This window comes from Rhizobium sp. Root149 (assembly GCF_001427345.1).
Classification (GTDB): Bacteria; Pseudomonadota; Alphaproteobacteria; order Rhizobiales; family Rhizobiaceae; genus Neorhizobium; species Neorhizobium rhizoryzae.
The window spans coordinates 594,778-609,211 of the sequence record NZ_LMGD01000012.1; the positions used below are offsets into that span (position 1 = coordinate 594,778).

The window sequence follows — 14,434 nt, forward strand, 5'->3', positions numbered from 1 at the left end:
TCCCCGGCATTTTCAATTTCAGCATCACCTAATCGTACGGGCTGTGCTAGACCCACCGCGCCGACACAATTTCTACGCCAGCACTCTGTGGTTTTGCTGGGGTAGCGCTGGAAACGATCGATGCAAGCTTCCCCGACTGAGTACCGCTCCAATACCGCCTGGTTTGTGACTGGCATGCGCGGAATAATTTCCATACCAGCCATAATCCTTATGACGTCTTTCGTCGGATTCAGTGCCTTCGCCCTCGAATCAGGAATTACGCGAGCCGAGGCTGTCTTCATGACACTGTCTGTCTGGGCGTTGCCGGCCAAGATGATCCTGATCGGGACTATGGCAAGCGGTGCACCCGTTGCCGCGAGCTTTCTGGCTGTGACGCTCTCTTCCATCCGTATGATGCCGATGGTTGCCTCCATCATGCCGGAAATGCGCAATGAGCGAAGTCCAACCTGGCTACTTCTGTTTCTGTCGCATTTTGTTGCGATAACCTCGTGGGTCTTTGCCATGCAGCACATGCAAGCTGTACCGCGAGACCGCAGGCTCGCTTATTTCGGAGGTTTCGCGATAACGCTCACGCTGCTGAACGGCGTTATCGTCGGTGTCTGCTATGGAATTGTCGCCCAGTTTCCGCCCATTGTGGCCGGCGCATTGTTCATGCTGACGCCGATCTATTTCTTCGCGTCGATTTGGGCGAGCGCTCGTCATTCTGTCGTGAAGCTCGCCTTTATTGTTGGCGTCATCGGTGGGCCGCTAATGGCGACCATCGAGCCTCGCTTTGATATCTTGTACGTGGGTATTGGTGGAGGAACGGCAGCTTACCTGATTGATCGCTATTTTATCCGCAATCGAACGTCCAAGTCTCCGAAAGCTGAACCGCGGGAGGAGCTGCCATGACTGAGAGTTGGTGGTGGGTGTTTCTCGTCATTGCCGTTGCTGGATGGCTGGCCACGGACATTTGGCGCTGGCTTGGCGTTATCGTCGGAAACCGGCTCGATGAGGATTCCGAGGGCCTGCAATGGGTACGCGCCGTTGCAACCGCGTTGGTGATGGCGGTGACGGCAAAACTGGTTGTCTTTCCCACCGGCACAATTGCCGATGCCCCGCTTTGGCTCCGGGCAGGGGCGGTGGGAATTGGCTTTGTTGCCTTTTTGATAGCAGGCCAGCGGGTTATCGTTTGTGTGGTCGTATCGCTGGTGTGCCTTGTCAGTGGATTGTTGATCGTCTGACTGGGCGAGCAATTCGGCCGATAAGATCAGCTTCGACAAAACTTTGGAGTCCGTCGATTGCGATGCGGTATGCTCGGGCAATGCCTTGCATGACCCGAGCATGAGCTATCAGTTGGTCAGTTCAGCACGGATCCGGGCAGCGTGGTCTGCCAGAATTGCCTGGTCTTCCATCTTGCCCGAATGTGGCTTCAAAGGTTGCCCTTCATGCCGGGGAATGACGTGAAAGTGCAGGTGGAAGACCGTTTGTCCAGCGGCTGGCTCATTGAATTGCGCGATAAACACGCCGTCTGCATCAAACGCGTCTTTCGCAGCAACGGCAAGCTTCTGAACAACCGGCATCAGTTTGGAAAGCGTTACCGGATCTGCGTCCAGCAGGTTGCGGGACCCCGATTTGGGTATCACTAACAGATGTCCGGGAGCCTGCGGCATGACGTCCATGAAAGCCAGCGTGTCCTCGTCCTCATAAACCTTGTGAGAGGGGATCGTTCCGGCAATGATCTTGCTGAATATGTTGTCTGGATCATACGTCATCTATGTCTGTCTTCCCGATATTTATGCGGTTGGTTTCAGATAGGTCGCCCTTTCTGAAAGGGCTGTGTTCACTGAGATATTCGCCAGCGTACTGCACTTCGCGCCGCTCCCTTTCAAGGTAATCGTCGATTGCGCGTCTAAGACCCGCATGGGCGATGAAGTGGCAGGAATGTGTGGTCACCGGCAGGTAACCGCGGGCGAGCTTGTGTTCTCCCTGTGCACCAGCCTCGACCCGCTGCAAACCCTTGGCAAGGGCGAAATCGATTGCCTGGTGATAGCAGACTTCGAAATGCAGAAATGGTTGATCCTCGATGCAGCCCCAGTGACGACCGTACAGCGCGTCTTCGCCAATAAAGTTGATGGCACCTGCGATATAGCGGCCATTTCGTTTTGCCATGACGAGCAGGATGTCTTCCGGCATCCGCTCGCCGATCAGCGAATAGAACTGCCGCGTGAGGTAAGGCCGACCCCATTTCCGGCTGCCGGTATCCATGTAAAAGGCGAAGAACTGATCCCAAATATCTTCGGTCAGATCCGAGCCCGTCAACCATTCGATGGTGATGCCATTTTCCACGGCAGCGCGGCGTTCCTTGCGCAGGTTCTTCCGCTTCGATGACGAGAGCTCATTCAGGAATTCATCGTGATTTGAATAGCCACGGTTGATGAAGTGGAACTGTTGATCGGTCCGGTGCAGAAAACGAGCCTGCTCCAGGAACGGCAACTCTCGCTCACTGAGAAACGTGACATGGGCGGAGGAAAGCCCCGTTTGCAGGGCGGCCGCGGCGACGCCCTGAGCAAGTGAGGATCGCACATCATCTGCTGACGATCCGTCGCGAGCCAACAGGCGAGGTCCGGTGGCCGGGGTGAAGGGTATGGAACACTGGAGCTTGGGATAGTAGCGACCACCGGCGCGCTCGAACGCGTCTGCCCAACTATGGTCGAAGACATATTCGCCCTGACTGTGGCTTTTCAGATAGGCCGGAACGGAGCCTATCAGCATTCCCGCCTCGTCTTCCAGAAGCAGATGGTGGCCCTGCCAGCCAGTCTTGGCCGTGGCCGAACCAGACGCTTCCAGGGAAGAGAGATAAGCGTGAGACAGGAACGGATTGTAAGGTGAACCACCTCCGCGTCGAGCGCCCGTCAAATGCGACCACTGCTCACTGGCGATGTTCTTGAAAGATCGTTCGACGCGGATGGTGATTTCTTCAGTCATTTACGCAGCGTTTCAGCTTTCTCGTGGGTCGAAACCCTCGAATGTCATCTGGTCTGCATGAGTATAGGTATGAGACCGCGCATTTTCATCCCTGACAGTCCAGGTGATAACGGGAATTCCGCGGCTTCTTTGAGCCTCAACGAAACTGTTCGGCAGGTGCGCCCAGTGGTAGGAAATAAAGTCCAGACCAGCCTGCATGGCTTCATCATGCTCGAAGAACTTGTCCGGATCATTCCCTTCCGCGGTCAGGCCCACAGGGAAGGGTGAGCCTGCCTTTTTCAGTGCGAAAAGCAGATGATGATCGAAGCTCATCAAAGCCACTTTGCCCTGATAGCCTTCCAGAACCTCCAGAACGGCTTCCGCAAATCCATCGTCTTCTTCTTCCGTGCGACCCTTCAGCTCGATAACCAGGGGGACCTTGCCCTTCACGAGATCCAGCATCTGGCGCAGTCTGGGCACCTTGTCGCCGGTTCCGCCGACGGACAACAGGCCGAGTTCAGCCGCGGATTTTTCGCGCACGTCTCCCGCAATCCCACAGAGGCGTTCCAGCGTGTGGTCATGAAAGACCATAGGCACGCTGTCCGAAGACAGCTGGATATCGCATTCAATGGCGAAACCGGCTTCTACCGCCCGTGAAAACGCGGACAGCGTGTTTTCCCAGACCTTCTTGTTCTGATCGTGATAGCCGCGATGGGCGACCGGGATATCCTTGATCCAATCAGCGTTCATGCTCATGCTTCGATTTCCAGGATGGCGTCGATTTCTACAGCGGCGTTGAAGGGCAGAGCGGCCATACCCACCGCGGCCCGAGCATGTTTGCCCGGAGCACCGAGCACATTTGCGATGAGATTTGAGGCGCCGTTCATCACGATATGTTGTTCAGCGAAGCCAGGCGCGGAGGCGATGAAGCCGTTCAGCTTGAGCACTTGCCGGATACGGCTTAAATCTCCACCCAGTGCGGCCTTGGCTTGAGCGAGAATGTTGATGGCGCAGAGTTCAGCCGCGCGCTGGGCTGTCGGCACGTCGACTTCAGCGCCAACAAGCCCGGTTATCGCAATTTTTCCGCCTTCCATGGGCAATTGGCCCGAGATGTAGAGAGTGTTGCCGCTGATCGTGAAGGGCACGTAGTTCGCAGCTGGCGCGGCTGCTACGGGTAATTCGAACCCCAAATCCTTGAGCCGTGTTTCGATGGCTGCGGACATTTCATTCTCCTGTTTGATTGTAAAATTGACGCGATTCCGTCACACATGAAGGACGCACTGCTATTGTGGCGTACATATAACATCGTGGGCTGAGTCCCATAGGAGATTGTGGATGAACCGTTACGGCCTCGCTGGTGTTTTTTACGCCTCGACCCTGCTCTTTGCTCCCGGGGCAGCTCACGCTGGCGTCGAAACCGCACTTTCGCTCGTTCCCCATCGCGCAGTTTATGATTTGAAGTTGAAAGACCTGTCCGATCGATCCGGTATTGAAGGCATGTTCGGCCGCATGGTCTACGAGTTCACGGGGTCTGCCTGCAGCGGGTTCACGACCAATTTCCGCTTTGTCACCAAGATCGATACGGGCGAGGAACAGCGCGTCACCGACCAGCAGACGACAACCTTCGAGAATATCAAGGCACGTCAATTTCGCTTTGACACCAAGTCCTTCACGGATGAAAAGCTCGACAAGCAGGTGACCGGGGAGGCGACTGACGCAAAAACCAATCTTGCGATCTCACTTGCCAAGCCGGACAAGCGGGATGTGACGCTGACACCTTCCCAGTTCCCGACGGAGCATATGCTGGAGGTCATCGATCACGCCAAGCAGGGCAAGCGCTTTTTCGAGGCGCGTGTTTTTGACGGCTCAGAAGACGGAGACAAGAGTCTGCTGACATCCACGGTTGTCGGCGCGCAGCAGCAGCCGAAGTCCGATGATGAAGAGGCGCAGCTTGCTGGTGAATTCGCCAAGACACCGTACTGGCCAGTCACGATTGCCTATTACAACGAGGACGCCCAATCCGATTCTACGCCCGTCTACCGCATGTCGTTCAAGCTTTATGACAACGGCATCACGCGCGACCTTACCATGGACTATGGCGACTTCGTCCTTTCCGGCACGCTGTCAAAACTTGAGGTTCTGGGGAAGCCGGCGCAGGAAAAATGTAACTGACGTTAGGTTAGCGCACTGCCGTGTCTTACTTGCAGGTAAAGGTGCCACCCATCTTCGTGTCGAGTTGCTGGGTGCAGGTCGCTACCTTCTGCTTGATTTCGATCATCAGAGGTTTTTCTGATGATCGATAGCGGCACGCTAAGTTGAGCATTCGGCCCTCCTTGTAGACGGAACTCACTTGCCAGATCGCTTTCCCCTTGGTCGCATTTCCTGATGACTGGTCTGGCGCGAGCACCACGTTATCTGCCACCGGACCATCGAACAGCTCTATGAAAATCAGCGGATCCGATGCACGAACAGGACATGCTGCATCCGACGCATGGGCAAGCGAGGCTGCAAATACAGGTATAAAAGCCAGAACAATTGCAGGTTTGTTCATTCTAATCGTCCCCAGCAAGTTTCTTAAGCAGACTGCAAAATTCCAGACTTGATGTCTATGGAGGCGAAGCAATCTCCGGAGCAGGGTCGTTAAAATATCGGTGCGGGTCTTGCAATTGGATGACAAGGCGGTTATGCGCACCTTCATTCCACACGCGAAGCTTGGGATTGGCCGGGAGAAATCCGGTCTGTTCCGCCGGTGGCTGTTTATGCAGCTGTTCGTTTCGCGGGGGTTAAACCGGAAACTAGGAGTATAAGGCATGGCATTGCCTGATTTCAGCATGCGTCAGCTTTTGGAAGCTGGCGTTCACTTCGGTCACCAGACACATCGCTGGAACCCGAAGATGAAGCCGTACATTTTCGGCGATCGTAACAACATCCACATCATCGACCTGGCGCAGACTGTTCCTATGCTGTCGCGCGCTCTGCAGGTGATTTCCGACACGGTTGCCCGTGGCGGCCGCGTTCTCTTTGTTGGCACCAAGCGTCAGGCGTCTGAACTGATCGCTGATTCTGCCAAGCGTTCTGCCCAGTATTACGTCAACTCCCGTTGGCTCGGCGGCATGATGACGAACTGGAAGACCATCTCCAACTCCATCCAGCGCCTGCGCAAGCTCGACGAAATCCTGAACTCCGAAGCCCAGGGCTTCACGAAGAAGGAGCGCCTGAACCTTGAGCGCGAGCGCGAGAAGCTGGAAAAGGCTCTCGGCGGTATCCGTGACATGGGCGGCACGCCGGACCTGATGTTCATCATCGATACCAACAAGGAAAAGATCGCTATCGACGAAGCCAAGCGCCTGGGTATCCCGGTCGTGGCCATCATCGACTCGAACTGCGATCCAGACCTCATCGACTACCCGATCCCGGGTAACGACGACGCTTCGCGTGCGATTTCGCTTTACTGCGACCTCGTTGCCCGCGCTGCAATCGACGGTCTTGCTCGCCAGCAGGGCGCTTCCGGTCGCGATATCGGCGCTTCTGCCGATGCTCCGATCGAGCCGGCTCTGGCTGAAGACGCTCAGGCGTAATTTGCCGGGGAGCTTCGGCTCTTCGGTTCATGATTTGAAGGTCGCCCTCGTGGCGGCCTTCATTCGAATGTAGACGCTCCGTGGCCGAATGCACGCTGTTGATAGCTTGATGCGCCGGAGTGCCATTCATAACGCTGTTATAGTCCCGAGTACATTCGTGCTCCAAATTGGCGCCGGTTCCTGATTCCAGCAGGCGCATCCGACAAATCGATAAGAGGCGAAAATGAGCGAAATCACAGCCGCAATGGTCAAGGAACTGCGCGAAAAGAGCGGCGCAGGCATGATGGACTGCAAGAAGGCGCTCGCCGAAACCAATGGCGACATGGAAGCCGCGATCGACTGGCTGCGCGCCAAGGGTATCGCCAAGGCTGACAAGAAGTCTGGCCGTACTGCTGCAGAAGGTCTCGTCGGCATTGCCAGCGCTGGCACCAGCGCCGTGGTTGTCGAAGTCAACTCCGAAACCGACTTCGTTGCCCGCAACGATGCGTTCCAGGATCTCGTCCGTGGCGTTGCTTCTGTTGCGCTGACGACTGATGGTTCTGTTGAGGCTGTTTCGGCTGCAACCTACCCAGCGACCGGCAAGTCCGTCACCGATACGATCAAGGACGCAATCGCCACCATCGGCGAAAACATGACGCTTCGCCGTTCTGCAAAGCTTTCGGTCGAAGACGGTGTGGTTGCGACCTACATCCACAACGCTGCTGCTGATTCGCTCGGCAAGCTGGGCGTTCTGGTTGCTCTCAAGTCGACCGGTAACAAGGATGTTCTAACAGCTATCGGCCGCCAGGTTGCCATGCACGTTGCCGCAACCAACCCGCTGGCTGTTCGCGCCGAGGAAGTCGACGCTGCCGTTGCCGAGCGTGAGCGTAACGTCTTCATCGAGCAGTCCCGCGCATCCGGCAAGCCGGACGCGATCATCGAGAAGATGGTTGAAGGCCGCATGCGCAAGTTCTTCGAAGAAGTCGCGCTTCTGTCGCAGGCATTCGTCATCAATCCTGACCTGACGGTTGCCGCTGCTCTCAAGGAAGCGGAAAAGGATGCCGGCGCGCCGATCGAAGTTACGGGCATCGTGCGTCTCCTGCTCGGCGAAGGCGTCGAGAAGGAAGAGACGGATTTCGCTGCAGAAGTTGCTGCGGCCGTTAAGCACTAAGCTTTCGTCCTAAAACCTGTAAAAGCCTGGGGCATCGCGTGACAATGCGATGCCCTTCGTGTATCCGGCATTCGGTGCGATCCTCGAAGGAGTTTCCATGTCTTCCACTCAACCCGTCTATAAACGTGTACTGCTGAAGGTCTCTGGTGAGGCGCTGATGGGCAGTCAGGGCTTTGGCATTGACGTCACTGTCGCCGATCGTATTGCCGCCGACATTGCCGAGGCCGTCTCCATGGGAGTGGAAGTCGGCGTGGTCGTAGGCGGAGGCAACATTTTCCGCGGCGTGGCTGTTGCGTCCAAGGGTGGAGATCGCGTCACTGGCGATCACATGGGCATGTTGGCGACTGTGATCAATGCGCTGGCGCTGGCGACGTCGCTACGCAAGCTCAATATCGAAACGGTGGTTCTCTCTGCGATCGCGATGCCAGAGATCTGTGAAAGCTTCTCACAGCGGCGCACGCTTCATCATTTGGAGCAGGGCCGCGTGGTGATTTTTGCCGGCGGAACGGGCAACCCCTTCTTTACGACCGATTCGGCTGGCGCGCTCAGAGCCGCCGAAATCGGTGCACAGGCTATTTTCAAGGGTACGCAGGTAGATGGTATCTATTCTGCCGATCCGAAAAAGGACCCGAATGCTTCTCGTTTCGACAGACTGACGCACAGCGAAGTGCTGGAGAAGGGACTGGCCGTCATGGACGTAGCCGCCGTGGCTCTGGCGCGTGAGAACAGTATTCCAATCATCGTGTTCTCGATCCACGAGAAGGGCGGTTTCGGCCAAATCTTGACGGGTGGTGGCCTGAAGACCATCGTAACCGATAACTGACATCAGGCGCGGTCAGGATGCCGCGACAGCAAGAAGAATGGAGTTGTATGATGAGCGGAACGGATCTCAACGATCTCAAGCGTCGTATGGACGGCGCCATTGCAGCATTCAAGAGCGATATTGCGTCCTTGAGAACAGGCCGTGCTTCGGCAAACATTCTGGATCCGGTCACCGTGGAGGCCTATGGCTCGCGTGTTCCGCTGAATCAGGTCGCCAACATCAGCGTTCCAGAGCCGCGTATGCTATCGGTTTCCATCTGGGACAAGACGATGGTCGGGGCGGTGGACCGTGCTGTCCGGGAATCCCACCTTGGACTGAACCCGATCGTCGACGGCCAGACACTGCGCATTCCGCTGCCGGAACTGAATGAAGAGCGCCGCAAGTCCCTCGTGAAAGTGGCACATGATTACGCCGAAAAGGCAAAGGTTGCCGCTCGCCACGTTCGCCGCGACGGTATGGAAGCTCTGAAGAAGGCTGAGAAGGACGGCGTCATCGGTCAGGACGACAGCCGTGCACAGTCTGAAAAAGTGCAGAAGATGACGGATGATACGATTTCCGAAGTAGATCGCTTGCTTGCTGACAAGGAAAAGGAAATCATGCAGGTTTAAATCCCCTGCTGCGCTCACCGGTTGAATCGGCACGAAATGAACGGATATTCCATGAATAGTGGCTCGACGCCGAATGTGCCGAAGCACGTTGCCATCATTATGGATGGCAACGGTCGCTGGGCCAAGGAGAGGGGCCTGCCACGGACCGTTGGACATACCAAAGGTGTGGAAGCCGTTCGTCGTGCGGTCGAAGTGGCCGGTGACTATGGCATACGCTATCTGACCTTGTTCGCGTTTTCGTCAGAAAACTGGAGCCGGCCGGAAGCAGAGGTTTCTGACCTTCTCGGGCTTCTGAGACGGTTCATCCGACGCGACCTCGCTGAGCTGCATAAATCCAATGTTCGGATCAAGGTCATCGGTGATCGGGAGAACCTGAAGGGCGATATTCTGCCGCTTTTGATTGAGGCCGAGGATACCACACGTGGCAATTCCGGCCTCACATTGATCATTGCTTTCAATTATGGGGCGCGCGACGAACTCACGCGTGCGGCCCGTCGTCTCGCGAATATGGTCGAAGCAGGAGAGCTGGCATCACAGGATATCACTGAACATCACCTTGCATCACAGTTGGATACGTTCGGAATTCCTGATCCTGACCTGATCATTCGAACCAGCGGCGAGGAGCGCCTCTCGAACTTTTTGCTCTGGCAGGCCGCCTATGCCGAGTTGGTTTTTCTGCCCGGTTATTGGCCTGATTTCGGCCGCGAGATGTTCGATGAGGCCCTGCGAATCTTCGCTGCGCGCGATCGTCGTTTTGGCGGCCTGTCCGAAAGTACAACCGCGGTGGTAGGGTGATGTCGTCTGAACTGAAGAAGCGAATTGTCTCGGCCATCGTTTTGGCAGTCGGTTCGTTGTGGGCGACATGGATGGGCGGATTGGCCTTCGACATCCTTTCGGCCGTGATCATGATCTCGATCTACTACGAGTGGTCTACGATGACCGGCCTGTCGGCACGGCATTACCCTTCCTACGCCTTCGGTTGGTTCGCGATCGCTCTCCTCTCCTTGAATTTGATCGTGGGTGATCCGGCTCTCGGCGTTCCCCTGCTTGCTGGTCTCACCATGACCGCATTGATTTTGCTCTATCTGAGAGATTGCAGCGGTTGGTTTCCGGGTGGTATCTTCTACGCAGGCCTCAGTGGCATTTCGTTGGCCGCAATACGTGGAAGTGATGCCACAGGTTTCGTTGCGATGATCTATGTCTTCGCAATCGTTTGGGCGACTGACATTCTCGCATTCTTTGTTGGACGCGCCATTGGCGGGAAGAAACTGGCGCCACGCATTTCGCCCGGGAAGACCTGGTCCGGTGCCATTGGCGGGACCGTATCCGGGGTGATTGCCGGAGGCGCTGTGTCGTTTTCCTTCTTTCCCCAGTTGAGTTTCCGGACGCTGGGCCTCGCGCTACTGCTGTCCATTGCGAGTCAAATCGGCGATCTCTTCGAGTCGTTCATCAAGCGTCGCTTCGGTGTGAAGGACTCCAGCCATCTGATTCCCGGTCACGGTGGAGTGATGGACCGGGTTGACGGCCTCGTTTTCGCCGGTTTCACAGCTTTTCTTCTTGCGGTGATCCATGCGGCGTGGTCTGACGCAGGTGGTACATCAGTTGCAGCTTTCGTATTTGGCTTGTAAATTCAGCCGGATCTTGCTCGGAGGATAAAATGGCCATTTTTGGCTTCATTACCGGCTATTTGATTCCATTTATTCTTGTGCTGTCTTTGCTCGTCTTCGTTCATGAGATGGGGCACTATCTCGTTGGTCGCTGGAGCGGTATTCGAGTCACCGCATTTTCCATCGGCTTTGGCCCGGAACTCATCGGCTTCAATGACAAGCACGGCACCCGCTGGAAAATCTCCGCGATCCCATTGGGCGGCTATGTCAAGTTCTGGGGCGATGAGGATGCTTCGAGCCGACCTGATTTCGACGGCCTTGATCATCTGACGGAGGCGGAGCGCGCCCAGACACTTGGCGGAGCCAAGCTCTGGAAGCGTGCTGCAACGGTTGCTGCCGGTCCGATTGCGAATTTTCTCCTGGCAATCGTCATTTTTGCCATCCTGTTCGGTGTCTACGGACGATCCGTATCCGATCCCGTTGTTTCAGAAGTGCGCGCGGACAGTGCCGCGTCCGCCGCTGGAATCTTGCCGGGAGATCGCCTCGTCGCGCTGGATGGATCTGCGATCAAGACATTCGATGACGTTCGCCGCTACGTCAGTATACGCCCGGAAACACCGGTCATTGTGACCATCGAGCGCAACGGCCAGCGCCAAGACATTCCTCTGGTGCCGAAGCGGACCGAACTCACCGACCAGTTCGGCAACAAGGTCGAAATGGGTTTGATCGGCGTCGTGACAAACGAGCAGAGCGGTAACTTCCGCCGTGTCCAGTACACACCGATTGAGGCGGTGAAAGAAGGTGTGATCGAAACCGGGCAGATCATTTCCGGCACGTTCCGCTACATCGGAAATCTTGTTACCGGTCGCATGAAGGCAGATCAGCTGGGTGGTCCTGTGCGGGTGGCGCAGGCATCCGGTCAGATGGCGACTCTCGGAATTGCCGCAGTGATACAACTCGCCGCCGTCCTGTCCGTTTCAATCGGTTTGCTCAATCTCATGCCGGTTCCGGTACTTGATGGTGGTCACCTTGTGTTCTATGCCATTGAGGCCATTCGTGGAAAACCACTTGGGGCGGGTGCACAAGAGATTGCGTTTCGTATCGGACTGGCTATGGTTCTGAGCCTGATGGTATTTGCGACGTGGAACGACATCAGCAATCTCATAGGCTGAGGGCGTTCGAGGAAAGAGTCTGTTTACCTTGTTTGCAAGTCGCCGTGTCGATTGAGACACTGCTTGCAAGGAAGTAAATAGAAATTAACGGGAAACCTTGCTTGTAGGGTAAAAGCAGGTAAAACGACACACGTGGCCGGAGTCGGGTTACCGCCCGCCGAGGGACAACGGGAAAAGGTAAGAATTGAAATGAAAGCTGGTTCAAAGTTTTTGAACGCAGTGTCGGCGTTTGCGCTGTCTGCTGGTGTTGTCGTGTCGGGCGCAAGCGTTGTGGTGCTTGCATCGCCTTTGGCGGCTGAAGCCGCTGTGATTCAGCGCATTGATGTGCGGGGCGCCCAGCGGACTGGCCAGGAGGCTGTCCGTTCAAATCTTACCATCCGTCCAGGGGTCGCGTTTTCCAATTCGGACATTGATGAGTCGGTTAAGCGCCTGTACGCAACCGGCTACTTCTCTGACGTGAAGATTTCCGTTTCGGGCGGGACTCTGGTGGTTTCGGTCAATGAGAGCCGCCTGGTCAATCAGGTTGTTTTCAACGGCAACCGCAAGATCAAGGATGACAAGCTCCAGGCAGTCGTGCAGACACAGCCGCTTGGACCATACTCTGATGCAATCATCCAGGCGGATATTCAGCGCCTCAAGGAAGCCTATACGTCGATCGGTCGTAGCGATGTACAGATCACGACCCAGACGGCTCCAGTCGGACAGGGTCGAGTGAACTTGGCTTTCGTGATCAACGAAGGCGAGCGCACGAAGATCTCCTCAATCAATTTTGTCGGTAATCAGGCTTACGGCGACCGTCGTCTTCACGATGTGCTGGTCACGAAGGAAAGCGGCCCGCTTTCGTTCATCACGCGTAAGGATGTCTACTCCGATGACAAGCTGCGTGCTGATGAAGAGGCACTTCGCCAGTTCTACTATAATCACGGTTATCCAGACTTCCGCGTCGTCTCTTCCAATGCTGTGCTTGATGAGTCGAAGAACGAGTACACAATTACGTTCACCGTCGAAGAAGGCGCGCGCTACAATTTCGGCAATGTAGCTGTCGAATCAACCGTCAGCGGTATCAGTGGCGAGGAGTTGCAGGGTCTTGTACAGACCAAGAGCGGCAACACATACAACGCCAAGGAAATCCAGAAGACGATGGAGGCGATCTCCAAAAAGGTCGCTAGCGCAGGTTATCCGTTCGCGCGTGTTACGCCGCGCGGTGATCGTAATTTCCAGACGAACACCGTTGGTGTGACCTACCTGGTGGATCAGGGTGAGCGCGCTTACGTTGAGCGTATCGATATTCGCGGCAACACGCGTACACGTGACTATGTCATTCGTCGCGAATTCGACCTGAGCGAAGGCGATGCCTTCAATCAGACAATGATCACGCGTGCCAAGCGCCGCCTGGAGGCCCTCGGCTATTTCGGTAAAGTCAATATTTCTACGCAGCAGGGCTCGTCTCCTGATCGCGTTGTGATCGTTGTCGATGTTGAGGATCAGGCAACCGGTTCGTTTGGTATTGGTGCAGGTTATGCGGCCAATGACGGTGTCGTTCTTGAAGCCTCAGTCGAGGAAAAGAACTTCCTGGGTCGCGGTCAGTACATTCGTGTCGCTGCCGGTGGTGGTCAGGATAGCTCGCGCACCTACTCCTTGAACTTCACTGAACCTTACTTCCTTGGCTATCGCCTTGCTGCTGGCTTTGACGTTTTCAAGAGCCAGACCTCTTCGAACGACTATTATACCTATGAAGAGCAGGGCTTTACGCTGCGTGTGACGGCCCCGATCACGGAAGAACTGGCGACGACATTCCGGTATAACTACAAAGAAATCCAGTATAGCGGTGATGGCGACTGGAAGACGAGCCTGTCGCGTCCGTATCTGGATCTCGTGAATGGCGGTACCTATGTCCAGTCGTCCGTTTCGCAGACGCTGACATACAACACGCTGGATAGCATGACGCTCCCGCGTCAGGGCATCTATGCAACGGTTACGCATGAATATGCCGGTCTCGGTGGCGATTCCGAGTTCTACAAGATCTATGGTCGCGCTCGTTACTTCCACACGCTTTCGGATGAAATGGACCTCATCGGTCAGTTGTCTGTTGGTGCGGGCCATGTTGTTGCAACAGGCGACAAACTGAATGTGTTTGACCAGTTTACGCTGGGCGGCCGTCAGGTTCGCGGTTTCGAGAACGATGGTATCGGTCCTCGTATGCGCAATGGTGACACGATCGGTGGTACGACCTACTTCACTGCTTCTGCGGAAGTCACCGCTCCGTTGCCGGTTGTTCCGGAAGACTTTGGTCTGCGCGCAGCATTTTTCGCAGATGCGGGTACGCTTTACGGCAACGAAGTTGCCAATACAGCCGGTATCCAGGGTACGAGCTCTGCATGGCGCGCATCTGTGGGCGCAGGCATCACCTGGGCCTCTCCGTTCGGAGCTCTGCGCTTCGACTACGCGGTTCCGGTCATGAAGGAAGACTACGATCAGGAACAGCGCTTCCGCTTCAGCATGGCGAACCAGTTCTGATCTTGTCGGCCCTCGAAAGAGGGCCGATTGCTC

16 protein-coding genes are annotated in these 14,434 nt (G+C 55.9%); 11 read left to right on the forward strand and 5 right to left on the reverse strand.

The annotated features are described in order from the left end of the window. Positions 1-120 precede the first annotated feature (120 nt). Together ASD54_RS09710 and ASD54_RS09715 are read left to right on the forward strand one after the other, a co-directional pair. The gene (locus ASD54_RS09710) at positions 121-891 is read left to right on the forward strand and encodes an AzlC family ABC transporter permease (protein ID WP_062554365.1); all 771 of its coding nucleotides are present in this window, start codon (positions 121-123) and stop codon (positions 889-891) included. Then, positions 888-1,223, forward strand: a complete 336-nt coding sequence (locus tag ASD54_RS09715) for an AzlD domain-containing protein (protein WP_062554366.1) — start codon at positions 888-890, stop codon at positions 1,221-1,223. The genes ASD54_RS09710 and ASD54_RS09715 overlap by 4 nt, the downstream gene beginning before the upstream one ends. Before the next feature lie 108 nt (positions 1,224-1,331). On the opposite strand, the gene ASD54_RS09720 is transcribed toward ASD54_RS09715, so the two are convergent. The 4 genes from ASD54_RS09720 to ASD54_RS09735 are packed head-to-tail and all read right to left on the reverse strand — an operon-like array spanning position 1,332 to position 4,169. After that, on the reverse strand, positions 1,332-1,754 hold the full coding sequence (locus ASD54_RS09720; RefSeq protein WP_062554367.1) for an HIT family protein: 423 nt from the start codon (positions 1,752-1,754) through the stop codon (positions 1,332-1,334). Further along, a complete protein-coding gene (locus ASD54_RS09725; RefSeq protein ID WP_062554368.1) occupies positions 1,744-2,967 on the reverse strand; it encodes a GNAT family N-acetyltransferase in 1,224 nt (407 codons plus the stop codon). Before ASD54_RS09725 ends, ASD54_RS09720 begins: the two co-directional genes overlap by 11 nt. Positions 2,968-2,979: 12 nt before the next feature. Continuing rightward, the gene (locus ASD54_RS09730) at positions 2,980-3,696 is read right to left on the reverse strand and encodes a glycerophosphodiester phosphodiesterase (RefSeq protein WP_162249576.1); all 717 of its coding nucleotides are present in this window, start codon (positions 3,694-3,696) and stop codon (positions 2,980-2,982) included. 2 nt (positions 3,697-3,698) lie between these two features. Continuing rightward, positions 3,699-4,169, reverse strand: coding sequence for a RidA family protein (locus tag ASD54_RS09735; protein WP_062554370.1), 471 nt, complete (start codon positions 4,167-4,169; stop codon positions 3,699-3,701). Between the two features lie 112 nt (positions 4,170-4,281). On the opposite strand from ASD54_RS09735, the gene ASD54_RS09740 reads away from it, so the two are divergent. After that, complete coding sequence (locus tag ASD54_RS09740; RefSeq protein WP_062554371.1) at positions 4,282-5,118, forward strand: cell envelope integrity EipB family protein; 837 nt, start codon at positions 4,282-4,284, stop codon at positions 5,116-5,118. 25 nt (positions 5,119-5,143) lie between these two features. Here ASD54_RS09740 and ASD54_RS09745 read toward each other — a convergent pair whose 3' ends face one another. Next, positions 5,144-5,497 carry an STY0301 family protein gene (locus ASD54_RS09745; protein WP_062554372.1) on the reverse strand — a complete coding sequence of 118 codons (354 nt, stop codon included), beginning with the start codon at positions 5,495-5,497 and terminating at the stop codon, positions 5,144-5,146. Positions 5,498-5,756: 259 nt separating this feature from the next. Between ASD54_RS09745 and rpsB the strand changes: the two genes are divergently transcribed. The 8 genes from rpsB to bamA all read left to right on the forward strand — a co-directional run bounded on the left by rpsB (position 5,757) and on the right by bamA (position 14,401). After that, positions 5,757-6,524, forward strand: coding sequence for a 30S ribosomal protein S2 (rpsB, locus tag ASD54_RS09750; protein ID WP_062554373.1), 768 nt, complete (start codon positions 5,757-5,759; stop codon positions 6,522-6,524). A gap of 223 nt (positions 6,525-6,747) precedes the next feature. Then, entirely contained in the window at positions 6,748-7,674 is a 927-nt protein-coding gene (gene tsf, locus ASD54_RS09755) for a translation elongation factor Ts (protein ID WP_062554374.1), read from the forward strand. 97 nt (positions 7,675-7,771) lie between these two features. After that, a complete protein-coding gene (pyrH, locus tag ASD54_RS09760; RefSeq protein WP_062554790.1) occupies positions 7,772-8,497 on the forward strand; it encodes a UMP kinase in 726 nt (241 codons plus the stop codon). A gap of 50 nt (positions 8,498-8,547) precedes the next feature. Beyond that, on the forward strand, positions 8,548-9,105 hold the full coding sequence (gene frr, locus ASD54_RS09765; RefSeq protein ID WP_183898006.1) for a ribosome recycling factor: 558 nt from the start codon (positions 8,548-8,550) through the stop codon (positions 9,103-9,105). 51 nt (positions 9,106-9,156) lie between these two features. Beyond that, complete coding sequence (locus ASD54_RS09770) at positions 9,157-9,900, forward strand: isoprenyl transferase (protein ID WP_062554791.1); 744 nt, start codon at positions 9,157-9,159, stop codon at positions 9,898-9,900. Then, positions 9,900-10,733 carry a phosphatidate cytidylyltransferase gene (locus tag ASD54_RS09775; RefSeq protein WP_062554376.1) on the forward strand — a complete coding sequence of 278 codons (834 nt, stop codon included), beginning with the start codon at positions 9,900-9,902 and terminating at the stop codon, positions 10,731-10,733. Before ASD54_RS09770 ends, ASD54_RS09775 begins: the two co-directional genes overlap by 1 nt. Positions 10,734-10,762: 29 nt before the next feature. Further along, the gene (gene rseP / locus ASD54_RS09780) at positions 10,763-11,884 is read left to right on the forward strand and encodes an RIP metalloprotease RseP (protein WP_062554377.1); all 1,122 of its coding nucleotides are present in this window, start codon (positions 10,763-10,765) and stop codon (positions 11,882-11,884) included. Positions 11,885-12,073: 189 nt separating this feature from the next. After that, positions 12,074-14,401, forward strand: a complete 2,328-nt coding sequence (gene bamA / locus ASD54_RS09785) for an outer membrane protein assembly factor BamA (protein WP_062554378.1) — start codon at positions 12,074-12,076, stop codon at positions 14,399-14,401. The last annotated feature ends 33 nt before the right edge of the window (positions 14,402-14,434 follow it).